General features: G+C 62.2%; 11 protein-coding genes. 3 read left to right on the top strand and 8 right to left on the bottom strand.

The window, feature by feature from the left end; all coding sequences use genetic code 11:
• Positions 1-965: 965 nt before the first annotated feature.
• Positions 966-2,585 (bottom strand): MASE4 domain-containing protein, encoded by a 1,620-nt coding sequence (locus tag L6637_RS18090; protein WP_237863121.1) that lies wholly within the window; start codon positions 2,583-2,585, stop codon positions 966-968.
• A gap of 76 nt (positions 2,586-2,661) precedes the next feature.
• On the bottom strand, positions 2,662-3,624 hold the full coding sequence (locus tag L6637_RS18095; RefSeq protein WP_237863353.1) for an AraC family transcriptional regulator: 963 nt from the start codon (positions 3,622-3,624) through the stop codon (positions 2,662-2,664).
• Between the two features lie 215 nt (positions 3,625-3,839).
• Between L6637_RS18095 and L6637_RS18100 the strand changes: the two genes are divergently transcribed.
• Entirely contained in the window at positions 3,840-4,610 is a 771-nt protein-coding gene (locus L6637_RS18100) for an alpha/beta fold hydrolase (RefSeq protein ID WP_237863122.1), read from the top strand.
• 61 nt (positions 4,611-4,671) lie between these two features.
• Positions 4,672-5,196: a hypothetical protein gene (locus L6637_RS18105; RefSeq protein WP_237863123.1), complete on the top strand. Its 525-nt coding sequence runs from the start codon at positions 4,672-4,674 to the stop codon at positions 5,194-5,196.
• A gap of 10 nt (positions 5,197-5,206) precedes the next feature.
• Here the strand turns inward: L6637_RS18105 and L6637_RS18110 are convergent, their stop codons facing one another.
• The 6 genes from L6637_RS18110 to L6637_RS18135 form a co-directional block, all read right to left on the bottom strand.
• Positions 5,207-6,844, bottom strand: coding sequence for an ABC transporter ATP-binding protein (locus L6637_RS18110; RefSeq protein ID WP_237863124.1), 1,638 nt, complete (start codon positions 6,842-6,844; stop codon positions 5,207-5,209).
• Positions 6,845-6,851: 7 nt separating this feature from the next.
• Positions 6,852-8,030 (bottom strand): ABC transporter permease, encoded by a 1,179-nt coding sequence (locus L6637_RS18115; RefSeq protein ID WP_237863125.1) that lies wholly within the window; start codon positions 8,028-8,030, stop codon positions 6,852-6,854.
• Positions 8,030-9,139 carry a microcin C ABC transporter permease YejB gene (locus L6637_RS18120; RefSeq protein ID WP_237863126.1) on the bottom strand — a complete coding sequence of 370 codons (1,110 nt, stop codon included), beginning with the start codon at positions 9,137-9,139 and terminating at the stop codon, positions 8,030-8,032. Before L6637_RS18120 ends, L6637_RS18115 begins: the two co-directional genes overlap by 1 nt.
• A gap of 2 nt (positions 9,140-9,141) precedes the next feature.
• A complete protein-coding gene (locus L6637_RS18125; RefSeq protein ID WP_237863127.1) occupies positions 9,142-11,013 on the bottom strand; it encodes an extracellular solute-binding protein in 1,872 nt (623 codons plus the stop codon).
• Between the two features lie 14 nt (positions 11,014-11,027).
• Positions 11,028-12,923 (bottom strand): extracellular solute-binding protein, encoded by a 1,896-nt coding sequence (locus L6637_RS18130; protein WP_237863128.1) that lies wholly within the window; start codon positions 12,921-12,923, stop codon positions 11,028-11,030.
• 211 nt (positions 12,924-13,134) lie between these two features.
• Positions 13,135-13,689: a c-type cytochrome gene (locus tag L6637_RS18135; RefSeq protein WP_237863129.1), complete on the bottom strand. Its 555-nt coding sequence runs from the start codon at positions 13,687-13,689 to the stop codon at positions 13,135-13,137.
• Between the two features lie 233 nt (positions 13,690-13,922).
• Between L6637_RS18135 and L6637_RS18140 the strand changes: the two genes are divergently transcribed.
• Positions 13,923-14,663, top strand: coding sequence for a 3-deoxy-manno-octulosonate cytidylyltransferase (locus L6637_RS18140; protein WP_237863130.1), 741 nt, complete (start codon positions 13,923-13,925; stop codon positions 14,661-14,663).
• Positions 14,664-14,684 lie beyond the last annotated feature (21 nt).

Here is a 14,684-nt window from a genome sequence, read left to right on the forward strand (position 1 = left end):
CTCGTCGTTACGGGTCCTAACCGCAGGGTTTGAGTTCTCGCAAATCTTAATACGCAGGCGGGGTGGCTTCAGTTCCAAAGTGCTATGGGTCATAAGCGGTCTTCCCTGAGAAGCGCTTGGCGGGTCCGCCACGGCCATGAGCGACCTGGCGCACGGCCGGTGAATGATCTGGGCGCCGAGGAGACATTCCCGCCCAGTCTAATTGTGTTAAGGCTGACCAACATACAAACGGCGGGGTGACAATGAGGCTATCGATCTGGCGAGCGAAGTACAGATACGAACGCCGCACGCGACCTCTCTTGTTGACCGCAGCTATCGTCCTGGTAGCGACCTCGGCTCTGGGCGAGGAGGCCCGCTTTTCTGCGTCGGGCACGCATAAGTGCAGCACCGGAAGGGTTTGTCTCGTGACTGGCGTTTATCCCAGCTGCATGAAAGCGGACGAAGATCTCCGGTTTCACGATTGCTGCCCCGGCATCAGGGATTCTAAATCAGCGGATTTTATCCTGAACTATTGCATTGCCGTCCCCTCCCGATAACCCACCTACGCAAAAACCGAGTTTGCACGACAGTCGCGCAAACAAGATGTCGACGGCCACCGGCGATATTGGCAATGGTCCACCAGAGGGCGACGGTCAGGGAACAGCCAAGACGAACCTGGCGTTGTACCGGTGATTGCTGTCTTTCGCGCGAAGGAAAGAGCGTTTATGAAAATCGTTCTCCTCACGGTTGGGGTATCGGCCGTCCTCGCCTGGGCCGCCACGACCTCAAGCCAGGCCACGCCGCCATACGCCCTGCAGACCGGCCTACCCTGTAACGCCTGCCATACAAGGCCTCCTGCGCTCAATCAGAATGGCAAGGGGTTCAAGGCAAACGGCTACCGCTGTCCCGACGAACGGTGCGAGGCATACCGCTCGCACAATGATCCATTTGATCCCCACGCCGCCCGACCCTGAGGCGAGGAGGTCCTACGCACGGCCTCTCCTATCGCTTTCAAGAGGCAACGCGATCTCGAACGTCGAACCCTGAGGGCTCGATTTGGCAAGAACCAAACGGCCGCCGTACCTTTCGATGATCGTTCGGCATATCGCCAGTCCCAATCCCATGCCCGCTGGCTTGGTTGTAAAGAACGCATCAAAGATGCGGTCATGATCCTGCGGCGGCACTCCGCGGCCAGTGTCCTGCACAGACAGCAGGACAAACGAGTTTCGTTCGTCGAGCCGCGTGGCAATACTCAATCTGCGGCCGTTGGGGCCGGCGGAAGCCATCGCCTCGATGGCGTTCTTGAACAAGTTCAGAATTACCTGCTGCAACTGCATCGGATCGGCACGCACCAGAGACACTTCGACCCGAAAATCGGTCGCAACGAGAATTTCGTTGAACTGCATTTCGTGCTGCAACAACCGTAACACCTGGCGCGCGACGCCCTCGAGGCTGATCGTGGCCGGTTCATCAACCGCCCCCTTGAACAGTCCACGAACGCTGGTGATTGTCTCGCTTACCCTGAGGCTGTCTTCTTCGATATTCCTTAGAATGGCATTGATCTCGTCGAGCCGACGAGGCTGCGCGACAAGTATCTGCTGAGCGGTGTTTGCGTTCAGGGTGATTGCCCCCAGCGGAGATCCGATTTCGTGAGCGATTGCCGCAGTCGCCGCATCGATGCTCACGAAGCGATTGGAGCGTTCGCGCCGTTGCATGACCAGGGCGCTGGCCAGCCGCGAGTAGAGCACGATCATCTCTGTCACCAGCACGGACAACAGCATGCAACTTGCGATCAGGGCAAATCCGCGCGCGGTGTACCAGCCGACGGAAAATCGCGAAGAGCCCGCGTAAGCCGCCACCAGAAAGTTGGGAAGCGCCGCAAACAACGTGACCATCAGCCACAGATCCAGCACCGTGCGCCGACGGACGAACAGCACCAGCAGCACGAGACAACCCAACAGCGACAGGCCGATATTGAATTGATTGCTGAGCGGGGTCTGCAGCATCAGACCTGTCGTGAAAAAGCTCGGCAAGTGCCTGGTTTCGCCGATGGCCAACCACGACAAAAAGGCTATTGCCGCAAACACCGAGATCAGCGTGGTTGCGATGCTTGCCCTCGTCGAGAGCCTCGAGCCTCCTCCTTTGTCCTTGAGCAGCGCATAGGCAAGGATGCTCAGCGGAAAAGTGGTGTACCAAAGTACGAAGAACCACGCTGGCGTGTTGTAGACGTCACCGATGAGCCCGTTCGGGGCGTAACTGCCCGGAAAGCTCAAAGTTTGCAGAAAGGCAAACGAGCCGGCGAAGATGTATCCGCCCGCGACGACGAGCAACGCCCGGTGAGGCTGCACCGAATATTGAGCGAACAGGAGGGTCGCCGTCAGCAGGTCAGCTGCGCTGGTGACCGTCTGAACTACCGGAAGAAAGCTGTCGATTCTACCGATTTGTCGATTCTCGAAAGGAGCGACGAGAGCTGAAACGGCAAGCATGACGACCACGACACCAGCAGCCACGGTTCGGTGTCGCTGTGTGGACGGCATCAAGGCAACCACCATCGGAGGATCGTGGTCCGCACTGAACCCAAACTGGCCGGTGTTTGCCTTCAGCATTGTGGGCTCCCTGTTACCAATACTGGCATGTCGCAAACGGGCCACTTGCAGACCCGGCGACGCCGCTTGTTCAAGGTCAATCGGATATCTGCAATTCCGAGCCGTCCAACTGCGCATGGCCTGCGTCGGTGCGTCGAGAGGCCCGGTAGCGGCCTGGCGACGCTCCGTGATGCCGGTGAAACAGTCTAGAGAACGCCGCCGCCGTCTCATAGCCGACCCGGCTCGCAATGCGTGCGATGGACTCATCGCTGGTTTCGAGCAGGAACGCCGCTTCCGACATCCGGCGTTCGATCACATAACGTTGCATGGACTGGCCGACGAGCCTGGTGAAGCGCGCCGAAAATGCCGAGCGGCCGAGCCCGACGCGACGGCCAAGGTCGTTCAGGGTCCAGGGCCGCTCCGGATTTTCGTGAATCAGCTTGAGCGCCGGTCCGATATGCGGGTCAGAGATGGCCCCGAGCCAGCCGCCTTGTCCGGGACTGAGAGACGAGATCCAGCTTCGCAGCACCTCGACAAAGAGCACTTCCGTCAGTCGCGACAGCGCGACAACTTGCCCAGGACGTTCGAGGGCAGACTCGCTGATCATGCGGCGCAGGATGGCTTCGAGCCAACCACCGTCCGCTGCCGGCTTCAGCAGGAGGACGGGCGGAAGCAACTCGAGCACGCTGCCAAACATCGGCCGCGACACGGTGAAATTGCCGCAAATCATGGTCGAGAGCGGCTTTGCGCGGCCCCCGTGACTGATGACACCAAACCGCGACGACGCTCGATCGATGTCCATGATCCGCAAAGGCTTGGCGCGGCGATCCGAATAGAACACATGGGGATCGCCGCGCGTGATCACGACGAAATCGCCCTCGGTCATCTGGATTTCCTGTCCGTCCGCAAGCGCGAGCGTCGCCGAGCCCCGGCTGAGATAGTGAAACAGCGCGTAGGGACGCGCCGGCAGCTCCAGATTCCAGGGATGGCCAAGCTCGAAGTGAAACAGCAGCGTGCCACCGAGGCGAACGCGATCGAGCACTTGGGCGAGGATGTCCATGCCGTCGAGGTTAGTCTCGTGGACGATCGGACACAACATCCGGACGATTGATCCCTATCGTCCGAAAGGCCTGCGGACTAGGTGATGCTGCGGCGGGCCGCCGTCACGTGCGGCAACCATTTCGCCAACGGCAGATGGAAGAACCGCGACCTCCATGGAAACGCCTGCCCATTCCCCCGGACCGTGCTCGTCCGACATGCCCACAGGAACCATCAATGCGAAACATTCTATTCTCAGCCGCCGCTATACTTCTGGCCGGATCGGCGCTGGCCGGCTCCGCCTATTCCGCCGAGCCGCCCAAGGGCGCAGCCCACAACATCGTGCTCGTGCACGGCGCATTCGTGGACCAGACGAGCTGGCAGCCCGTTGCCGATATTCTCTCGAAGAAAGGCTACAACGTCACGCTCGTGGAAAATCCGCTGACGTCGCTCGCGGCCGACGTCGACGCCACCAAACAGGCCCTCGCAAAGCAGGACGGCAAGACCGTTCTGGTCGGCCACTCCTGGGGCGGCGTGGTGATCACGCAAGCCGGCAACGATCCCAAGGTCTCGGCGCTGGTCTATGTTTCCGCCTTCGCGCCCGACGTCGGCGAATCCCTGGCATCGCTGGCCAAGGCCGGTCCGCCGACCGAAGGCGGCAATGCGATTCATCCCGACGCGAAGGGCAATCTGTACATCGACCCCAAGGTGTTTCCGTCAGCCGTCGCCGCTGACCTTCCTCCTGAGATCGCGGCGCACCTGGCCAACACTCAGCTTCCGTTGAATCATGTTGCGTTCGAGGCCCCCGTCGACATTGCGGCCTGGCACGACAAGCCGAATTTCTACGTCATCAGCACGAAGGACAAGGTCCTCGCGCCCGAGGCCCAGAAGTCGTTCGCTGCCAGGATCAAGGCTCAGACGACGGAAGTCGCCGGCAGCCATGCCTCGCTCGTCGTTCATGCGAAGCAAGTCGCCGAGGTCATCGAAAAGGCCGCGCTCGCGAAGTGACGGTGCCGCTCCCGGCGTGTTCGCGCCGGGAGCGCGCAGGCTCTGGAAGGGACATTCCTGCATGTATAAGACATTGGTTGTCACCCTCGCTGCCTCGGCTTTTTTCACCGGAGCTGTCGCAGCTGCTCCGGCCGTCGGGAACGCGCCGCTGGATGCGGCGACCCTCGGCGCGATCAAATTGAAGTTCGGCAGGCTGATGGAGCTGGCGAACAAACACGATTTCACGGCTTTGCATGGGATGTTCTGGCAATCGCCTTCGACCCTGTTGGTGGCCAAGAGCGCGATTCCTTCTGAAGGAAACTGGGCCGGCTATTGGGGCAACGAAGCGATCGATCAAAAACTGCATGATATCGGCAGCTCGGGTCCGGTCGTGATCGAGCCGGATTATTCAAAGCTCAGGGTTGTCGGTCTGACGCGCGACGTCGCCGAGTCCTATGTGCCGATGAACATCACCGTCTCCTATGCGGGACAGGACGGAACGGCGAGGCCCTTTCTCATGATCATCAATTGGCTTCGCGCCGGGAAAGACTGGAAGATCGCGTCCGAAATCATCTTGCCGGTACCAGCGGTACCCGCGGCGAAATGACCAGGAAAAGCTACGTCGCGACCGAGCCGTTGCCCGCCGTCTCCAGCCGGAACGCTGCCGCGAACAGCGCGCGCGTGTAATCCGTCTTCGGGTTCTTGAACAGCTCCGCGGCCTGGCCTTCCTCCACCACCTTGCCGCCACGCATCACGATGAGATGGCTCGCAAGCGAGGCGACGACGCGCAAATCGTGCGAGATGAACATGTAGGTGAGATCGCGCTTGCGCTGGAGCTCGCGCAAGAGATCGACCATCTGCGCCTGGAACAGCATGTCGAGCGCGCTGGTCGGCTCGTCCAGCACGACGAAGTCGGGCTCCAGCACGACCGCGCGCGCGATCGAGATGCGCTGGCGCTGGCCGCCGGAGAATTCATGCGGATAGCGGTCACGGATCTCCGGCTTCAGCCCGACATCCTCGAGCGCCTTGACGACGCGCGCCTCGCGCTCCTCGCGCGACAGGTTCGGCTGATGCACGGAAAGGCCTTCCGCGATGATGTCGGCAACCGACATGCGCGGTGAGAGGGAGCCGAACGGATCCTGGAACACGATCTGCATATCGCGCCTGATGGGGCGCATCTCCTTGAAGCGCAGGCCCTGGATGTCCTTTCCTAAGAAGACGATGCGACCGTTCGACGAGATCAACCGCAGCAGCGCGAGGCCCAGCGTGGTCTTGCCCGAGCCGGACTCGCCGACGACGCCGAGCGTCTCGCCTTTGCGCACGGCGACGCTGACGCCGTCGACCGCCTTGATGTGGCCGACCGTCTTGCGCATCAGACCGCGCTTGATCGGAAACCAGACCTTCAGATCGTCGGCCGCCATCACGACAGGCGCATTCGGCTGCGGCGGCGCCGGATCCGGTTTCGGCTCGGCCGCGAGCAGATCGCGCGTATAGGGATGTTTCGGGGTCTTGAAGACCTGCTCGACCGGCCCCTGCTCGACGATCACGCCACCCTTCATGACGCAGACGGTGTCGGCGATGCGGCGCACGATGCCGAGGTCGTGGGTGATGAAGAGCAGGCTCATGCCGAGCCTTGACCTGATCTCGGCGAGCAGCGCCAGGATCTGTGCCTGCACGGTGACGTCGAGCGCCGTGGTCGGTTCGTCCGCGATCAAGAGATCCGGCTCGTTGGCGAGCGCCATCGCAATCATCACGCGCTGGCGCTGTCCGCCGGAGAGCTGGTGCGGATAGCTCTTCAGCCGCGTCTCCGGTTCGGGAATGCCGACTTGCGTCAGCAGCTCCAGCGTCCGCTTGCGCGCCTGGGCATTGCTGGTCGGATTGTGCAGCTGGATGATCTCGCCGATCTGCGCCTCGATCGTGTGCAGCGGATTGAGCGAGGTCATTGGCTCCTGGAAGATGATGGAGATGTCGCTGCCGCGGATTTCCCGCATCTGCTGCTCGCTCCGGTCGATCAGCTCCTGCCCCTTGAAGCGGATGCTGCCCGAGGGATGCGAGGCACTCGGATAGGGCAGCAGCTTCAGGATCGACAGCGCGCTGACCGACTTGCCGGAGCCGGATTCGCCGACCAGCGCGACGCATTCGCCGCGCTTGATCTGGAACGAGACCTTGTCGACCGCAAGCGTCGTGTTGCCGCCCTGGTGGAAAGCCACCGAGAGGTCACGGACGGCAAGCAGGGGCTGGTTGATCGCGTCCATCACGCCCTCACTTGAACGTCTTGCGCGGATCGAAGGCGTCGCGCACGGCTTCGCCCGTGAAAAGCAGGAGCGAGAGCATGATCGCGACCGAGAAGAAGCCGGCAAAGCCGAGCCACGGCGCCTGCACATTGGCCTTGGCCTGCGACAGCAATTCACCCAGCGAAGGCGAGCCGGGCGGCAAGCCGAAGCCGAGAAAATCGAGCGCGGTCAGCGTCATCACCGAGGACGAGACGATGAACGGCAGGAAGGTCATGGTCGCCACCATCGCATTCGGCAACAGGTGACGGAACATGATCATGACATTGGAGACCCCGAGCGCCCGCGCCGCCTGGATGTACTCGAAATTGCGGCCGCGCAGGAATTCCGCGCGCACGAGGCCCACCAGCGACACCCAGTGAAACAGCACCATGATGCCGAGCAGGATGAAGAAGCCTGGCGGAAGCACGGCCGATATGATCAGCAGCAGATAGAGATAGGGGATCGAGTTCCAGATCTCGATGAAACGCTGGAACAGGAGATCGGTCCACCCGCCAAAATAGCCCTGCACGCCACCGGCGATGATGCCGATGACCGACGAGCAGATCGTGAGTGCGAGGCCGAACAGCACGGAGATGCGGAAGCCGTAAATCAGCCGGGCGACGACGTCGCGGCCCTGATCGTCGGTACCGAGCCAGTTGTATTCGAGGTCGCGGCAGCTCTTCAGCCCCTTCTTCTCCACCACCGGCTTGCATTGCGCTTCCGTCAGCAACCATGTCGGCGGCGACGGCGCCGGCGTCGGCAAATCAAGATTGTGGGTGTCGTAGGAATAGCGGACCAGCGGCCAGAGGATGGTGCCGCCCTTGTCCTTGATGAGCTTCTGCAGATACGGGTCGCGATAATCGGCGGCGGTCTCGAAATCGCCGCCGAATGTCGTTTCCGAATAGGTCACGAAGGCCGGCCAGTAGAGATGGCCGTCGAACTTGATCAGGAACGGCCGGTCGTTGGCGATAAGCTCGGCGAACAGCGAGACGACGAACAGGGCTATGAAGATCCAGAACGACCAGTAACCGCGGCGATTAGCCTTGAAGTTCTGCCAGCGCCGCTTGTTGAGCGGCGACGGCACGAACGGCTTGCGCGTGATCGGCACGGCGTCGCCGAGCGGCGACTTTGCGGTGGTTTCGATCGGAGTGGGGGCTGTCAGCGTCATCAGACCTCCCGCGCCTCGAAATCGATCCGTGGATCGATCCACATGTAGGTCAAGTCGGAGATCAGACCGATCACGAGCCCCATGAGCGAAAATATGTAGAGCGTCCCGAACACGACCGGATAGTCGCGGTTGAGCACGCTCTCGAACGAGAGCAGACCGAGCCCATCGAGCGAGAAGATGGTCTCGATCAACAGCGCTCCCGAGAAGAATGCGCTGATGAACGCGCCGGGGAAGCCCGCGATGACGATCAGCATGGCATTGCGGAAGATGTGACCATAGAGCACCTGGCGCTCGCTGCAGCCCTTGGCCCGCGCCGTCATGACATATTGCTTGCGAATCTCGTCCAGGAAGGAGTTCTTGGTGAGAAGCGTCATGGTCGCGAAGGCACCGAGCGCCATCGCGATCAGCGGCAGCGTCAGGTGCCAGAAATAATCGATGATCTTCCAGTACCACGGAAAGCTCGACCAGCCGTCGGAGGTCAATCCGCGCAGGGGGAACCAGTTGAAGAACGAGCCGCCGGCAAACAGGATGATCAGGAGAATCGCAAACAGGAATCCCGGGATCGCATAGCCGAGCACGATCACGCCCGATGTCCAGACATCGAAGCGCGAGCCGTCCTTGACGGCCTTGCGGATGCCGAGAGGAATCGAGATCATGTAGGTCAGCAGCGTGAGCCAAAGACCGAGCGAGATCGAGACCGGCAGCTTCTCCTTGATGAGTTGGATCACGCTGACATCGCGGAAATAGCTCCTGCCGAAGTCGAAGCGGGCGAAATTCCAGACCATCAGCGCGAAGCGTTCCGGCGCCGGCTTGTCGAAGCCGAACTGCTTCTCGAGATTCTTGATGAAATCGGGGTCCAGCCCCTGCGCGCCGCGATATTTCGAATTGATGGCGTCGCCGCCCGCACCCACCTGACCGGGCGCACGTTGCGCGAAATCGCCGCCGCCGGAGATGCGCGAGGTCCCGCCGGTGTCGGCACCCGAGAGCTGCGCGATCACGCGCTCGACCGGACCGCCCGGCGCAAATTGCACGACCACGAAGGAGATGAAGAGGATGCCGAGCAGCGTCGGAATCATCAGCAGAATGCGGCGGGCGATATAGGTGGTCATGATTATTTCGCCTGCTCGAGCTTGGCGGCCTTGGCGGCATCGTACCACCAGTTCTCAGGCGCGCCGACGCCTTGCGCATATTTCGGCGGCTTGTCGGGATGGCTGAACTGATCCCAATAGGCGACGCGATGGAAATTCGCATACCATTGCGGCACCCAATAGCGCCCGGCGCGGAACACACGGTCGAACGCCCGGCACGCCGTGGTCAGTTCCGCTCTGGTCTGGGCCGCGATAATCTTGTCGATGAGGGCGTCGATGACAGGATCGGAGATCCCGGCGAGATTGTACGACCCTTTGGTCTTGGCAGCCTGCGAGGAGAAGAACGCCCGCATGGCATCGCCTGGCGTCGCCGACATCGAGAAGCGCTCGATCGTCATGTCGAAATCGAAATCCTCGAGCCGCGCGCGGTACTGCACGGCATCCACCAGGCGGAACGTAGCGTCGATGCCGAGCGTGGCGAGGTTCTTCAAATACGGCCCGTGATGCGGCTGGATCGACTGCTCGTCGTTCAGGAACTCGATCGTGAAGGGCTCGCCATTGGGCAGCACCCGCTTGCGGTCCTTGATGATGTAGCCCGCCGCGTTCAGCAACTCGCCTGCCCTGCGCAGCAGGGCCCGGTCCTGTCCCGACCCATCCGACACCGGCGGCACGAAAGGCTGGCCGAACACTTCGTCGGGCACTTTGCCACGGAAGGGCTCCAGCAGCGCGAGCTCTTCCGGCGAAGGCGGGCCCGATACCATCATGTCGGAGTTCTGAAACGGCGATTGCGTGCGCGCATAGGCGCCGTACATGATCGACTTGTTGGTCCACTCGAAGTCGAAGGCGCAGATCAGCGCCTCGCGCACGCGCGGATCCCTGAACTTGTCGCGGCGCAGATTGATGAACCAGCCCTGCGCGCCCGACGGGGTCTCGTCCGGCAGTTGCTCCTGCTTGACGCGACCGTCCTTCACCGCGGGGAAATCGTAGCGCGTGGCCCAGATGCGCGAGGTGAGCTCCTCGCGGAACAGGTAGTTCTTGCCGGTGAAGCCCTCGAAGGCGACGTCGCGGTCGCGGTAGAATTCGTAGCGCACCGTGTCGAAATTGTAGCTGCCGCGGCAGACCGGCAGGTCGGCGCCCCACCAGTCCTTGACGCGGTCGTATTCGATGTAGCGGTTCACCTCGAACCTGCCGACCTTGTAGGGGCCGGAGCCCAGCGGCGTGTCGAGCGTCGATTCATCGAAGGCGCGCGTGGCATAGTACGCCTTCGAGAAGATCGGCAGGCTCGCGACATAGAGTGGCACGTCGCGGGCGCGGTTCGGCGCAAAGGTGACGACCACCGTAGCGTCATCGAGCGCCTCGGCCTTCACGAAATCGCGGAGCTGTACGACGATCAGCGGATGCCCCTTGTCCTTCAGCGCATTGAACGAGAAGGCAACGTCATGCGCCGTGAGCTTCGAGCCGTCGTGGAAACGCGCCTCGGGCCTGATCGTGAAGGTGTAGGCCAGCTTGTCCGGCGAGATACGCACCGATTTCGCCGCCAGCCCATACATCGCGTCGGGCTCGTCATTGGCGCGCGCCATCAGCGCCGCGAAAGTCATGTCCATGCCCTGCGCGCCCTCGCCCTTCATGATGTAGGCGTTGAGCGAAGAAAACGTGAAATAGGACTGGTTGTAGGCCCGGACCGACGGGATCAGCGAAAACGCACCGCCCTTCGGCGCGTCAGGATTGACGTAGCCGAAATGGTGAAAGTCGGCGGGATATTTGAGATCGCCGAAGGCCGAAATGCCGTGGGCTTCGGCCGGCCCCTCGGACGCCGCTGCGCCACGGAGTGCGGCAGCGCTGAGCGCGCCGCCGACACCGAGGACCAGCACATGCCGGCGTGAAAGCTGCGCCATGCGCAATTGTTTCCTCAAGAGCGTTTTCCGATACGCGCCGCCTTGTCAGCGTCATACCACCACAGCGTCGGCAGGCCGGACCGGCCGTATTTCGGCAGCGGCTCGGCATGGCTGAAGCGGTCCCAGCGGGCGTAGCGCGTGAAGCCGTAGGTGAATTGCGGCACCAGGTAGAAATTCCACAGCAGCACGCGATCGAGTGCGTGGGTCGCTGCGACAAGCTGGGCACGGTCCTTGGCGTAGATCACCTTCTCGATCAACGCATCGATCGCGGGATTCTTGATGCCGATGGTGTTGCGCGCACCCGGCATGTCGGCGGCCTGTGAGCCCCAGAACTCGCGCTGCTCGTTGCCGGGCGAAAGCGACTCGCCCCATTGATCGATGATCATATCGAAGTCGAAGCTACGCAGCCGGTTCTGGTATTGCGCATCGTCGACGACGCGGATCGAGGTGCTGACGCCGATCCGCTCCAACGAGGGCTTGTAGAACAGCGCGATGCGCTCCGACGACGGATCCTGCACCAGGATCTCGACCGAAAGCGGCTTTCCAGCGCTGTCGACCAGCTTGTGGTCCTTCACCTCGAAGCCGGCTTCCTTGAGCAGCCTTGCTGCCTCGCGCAGATTGGCGCGCACGGCTTCCGGGTTGCCGCCGACCGGATTCTGGTAGGCCGTGGTGAAGACCTCCGGCGGCACCTTGTCCTTCACGGCTTGAAGGATCTCCAGTTCCTGCCCCTGCGGCAGGCCGGAGGACGCAAGGTCGGTCCCCTCGAAATAGCTGTTGATGCGCTTGTACTGGCCGTAGAACAGCTGCTTGTTCATCTCCTCGAAGTCGAAGGCGTAGTTGAAGGCACGGCGCAGCCGCGCGTCCTTGAACTGGTCGCGGCGGATGTTGAAGGCGAAGGCCTGCATGCGGCCGGAATCGTTGATCGGGAATTCTTCCTTGAGCACGCGCTTCTCGGCCACGGCGGGGAAATCGTAGGCCTTGGCCCACTGCTTGGCCGAGTTTTCGGCAATCCAGTCGGCCTGATCGGCCTTGAAGGCTTCCAGCGCGACGAGGTTATCGCGGAAGAACTCGAAACGCAGCTCGTCGAAATTGTTGGTACCGATCTGGCTCGGGACGTTGGCGCCCCAATAATCCTTCACGCGTTCGAGCTTGACCGAGCGTCCGGCCACGAATTCCTTGATCTTGTACGGGCCGGAGCCGAGCGGCGGCTCCAGCGTGGTCGCGCTGACATCGCGCTTGCGCCCCTGCGCATCGGTGCCTTCCCACCAATGCTTCGGCAGCACCGTCAGCTCGCCCACGATGGTCGGCAATTCGCGGTTGCCCGGCGCGTCGAAGGTGAACTTGACGTCACCTTCACCGACTTTCTCGGCCTTCACCACATGACGGTAGTAGGACGCGTACATCGGCGACTGCTTCTTGAACGTCTCGAGCGAGAAGATCACGTCCTCCGGCGTCACCGGCTTGCCATCGTGCCAGCGCGCCTCTTTCCGCAAGCGATAGGTCACCCAGGAGAAATCGTCCGGATGCTGCGCGGATTCGGCGAGCTCGCCATATTCGGTGGCGACCTCGTCCTGGGCGCGCGTCATCAGGGTTTCGTAGATCAGCGCCGCGGCCGGCGCGAGCGAGCCCTTGATGCCGGCAACCGCGAGGTTGAAATTGTCGAAAGTCCCGAGCGAGATCAGCCGCGCGACTCCGCCCTTGGGCGCGTCCGGATTGACATAGTCGAAGCGCTTGAAGCCGGCGGGATATTTGATGTCGCCGAACAGCGACAACGCATGGCGCCAAGGGAGTTCACCGGCCGATTGCGCCTCTGCCGTGCCGACGACGGGAACACCCGCCGCAGAGCCGAGGACGGGAAGCGCGGCAACGGCCGCGCCGGTGAGCAGGAGATCGCGTCGGGTAATGGCCAAATCAACATCCCAGTCTTGAAGGAGGTTACCCCTTTAAGTGCTCAATATAGGCGAGGTTTCGACGGAATATGTTGCTTTTTCCTCATCTTGGAAGGCCGGACGGCCCGTCAGATGCGGCCAAACGCCCCGATAACAACGCCGCGAGCCCCGGATATGGAAACGGCCAGGCTTTGGGGCCTGGCCGCACATTCCAAATTGAAACCGAAGAGCCTTATTTCGCCGCGGTCGGGAGCGGCTTCGGGCTGTCGGAGAGGCTGTTCAGATAGGCGATGACGTCGGCGCGCTCCGAGTCCTTCGGGATACCGGCAAAACCCATCGCGGTGCCGGGGATGTCACCCTTCGGGTTGGCGATGAACTTGTTCAGCTCGTCGATGGTCCAGGTGCCGCCCTTGGCCTTCATCGCGGCCGAGAAGTTGAAGCCGTTGCGGCCTTCGCCACGGTGATCGTCAACGATGCCAAAGAGGTTCGGACCGACGCGGTTCGGCCCCCCCTTCTCGAAGGTGTGGCAGGCGCCGCATTTCTTGGCGGCAGCAGCACCCTTCTCGACGGAGGCGGTCTGGAGCAGCTTTTCGATCGGCTCGGACGGGGCTGCGGCCGCGGCGGCGCCACCCTTGTCACCAGCTTCTTCCTTCACGGCGATCTCGAAGCCCGGCTTTTCCGGCATCTTGGGCGAGAACAGCGCCTGGGCGGTGAAGCTCGTCACCAGCAGAATGAGACAGGTGCCGAGCACAGCACCGAGAATCTTATTGAGTTCGAAAGAGTCCATTTCCGGCTAGGCCCCGCACCGCAAGAAGGAATTAGCGGCCGGGCGGCCGCCAGGACGAGCCTCGGGAGAATCAAACGTTCCTTATTGTTTCCCCGAGTTTTGCCATTCAGATATCGGTTTGCCCGTGGTCTGGCAACCCGTATAAGCGACCCGGCTTCCCGCCCGTCCCCACCCCATTTCTCGGTGCGGAAAACGTCCCGTTTCCAAGCTCTTGAACCCAAGCCTTTGAACCGATGATCGATCCCCGCATCCTGGTGCTGATCCCGGCCCGCATGGCCGCCACCCGCCTGCCCGGCAAGCCGCTCGCCGATATCGCCGGCCTGCCAATGATCGTGCATGTGATGCGGCGCGCCGTGGCCGCCGGTATCGGCCGGGTTGCAGTGGCAACCGACACGGACGAGATCGCGTCCGTCGTGACCGCCCATGGCGGCGAGGCGGTGATGACCAGCCCCGCGCACCCCTCCGGCTCCGACCGCATCCACGAGGCCATGCAGAAGCTCGATCCTGGCGGCCAAGCCGAGATCGTGGTCAATCTGCAGGGGGATTTCCCGACGATTACGGTCGACAACATTCGTGAAGTGCTGCCGCCGCTGGAAGACCCTGCCGTGGACATCGCCACGCTGGCCTCGCAGATCCACACCGAGGAAGAGGACCTCGCCCCAAGCGTCGTGAAGGCGATTGGAACCTCGCTCGGCGGCAGGCGCATGCGCGCACTTTATTTCACCCGCGCGACCGCGCCGACCGGCGACGGACCGCGCTACCATCATATCGGCCTCTACGCCTATCGCCGCGCGGCGCTGGAGCGCTACGTTTCGCTGCCGCCCTCCCCGCTGGAATTGCAGGAAAAGCTCGAGCAGCTCCGAGCCCTGGAGGCCGGAATGCGGATTGACTTCACTATCGTCGATACCGTCCCCCGGGGTGTCGACACGCCTGCGGATCTCGAGACCGCCCGCGGCATCCTTTCCAAATCCTGAGCCGCTGCTACAAGGCCCGTC

Source organism: Bradyrhizobium zhengyangense (assembly GCF_022012435.1).
Classification (GTDB): Bacteria; Pseudomonadota; Alphaproteobacteria; order Rhizobiales; family Xanthobacteraceae; genus Bradyrhizobium; species Bradyrhizobium zhengyangense.

Bases quoted from the DNA above. Each gene is read 5' to 3' on its own strand.
- L6637_RS18090 (WP_237863121.1), bottom strand. From the start codon at position 2,585: ATGCTGAAGGCAAACACCGGCCAGTTTGGGTTCAGTGCGGACCACGAT.
- L6637_RS18095 (WP_237863353.1), bottom strand. From the start codon at position 3,624: ATGGACATCCTCGCCCAAGTGCTCGATCGCGTTCGCCTCGGTGGCACG.
- L6637_RS18100 (WP_237863122.1), top strand. From the start codon at position 3,840: ATGCGAAACATTCTATTCTCAGCCGCCGCTATACTTCTGGCCGGATCG.
- L6637_RS18105 (WP_237863123.1), top strand. From the start codon at position 4,672: ATGTATAAGACATTGGTTGTCACCCTCGCTGCCTCGGCTTTTTTCACC.
- L6637_RS18110 (WP_237863124.1), bottom strand. From the start codon at position 6,844: ATGGACGCGATCAACCAGCCCCTGCTTGCCGTCCGTGACCTCTCGGTG.
- L6637_RS18115 (WP_237863125.1), bottom strand. From the start codon at position 8,030: ATGACGCTGACAGCCCCCACTCCGATCGAAACCACCGCAAAGTCGCCG.
- L6637_RS18120 (WP_237863126.1), bottom strand. From the start codon at position 9,139: ATGACCACCTATATCGCCCGCCGCATTCTGCTGATGATTCCGACGCTG.
- L6637_RS18125 (WP_237863127.1), bottom strand. From the start codon at position 11,013: ATGGCGCAGCTTTCACGCCGGCATGTGCTGGTCCTCGGTGTCGGCGGC.
- L6637_RS18135 (WP_237863129.1), bottom strand. From the start codon at position 13,689: ATGGACTCTTTCGAACTCAATAAGATTCTCGGTGCTGTGCTCGGCACC.
- L6637_RS18140 (WP_237863130.1), top strand. From the start codon at position 13,923: ATGATCGATCCCCGCATCCTGGTGCTGATCCCGGCCCGCATGGCCGCC.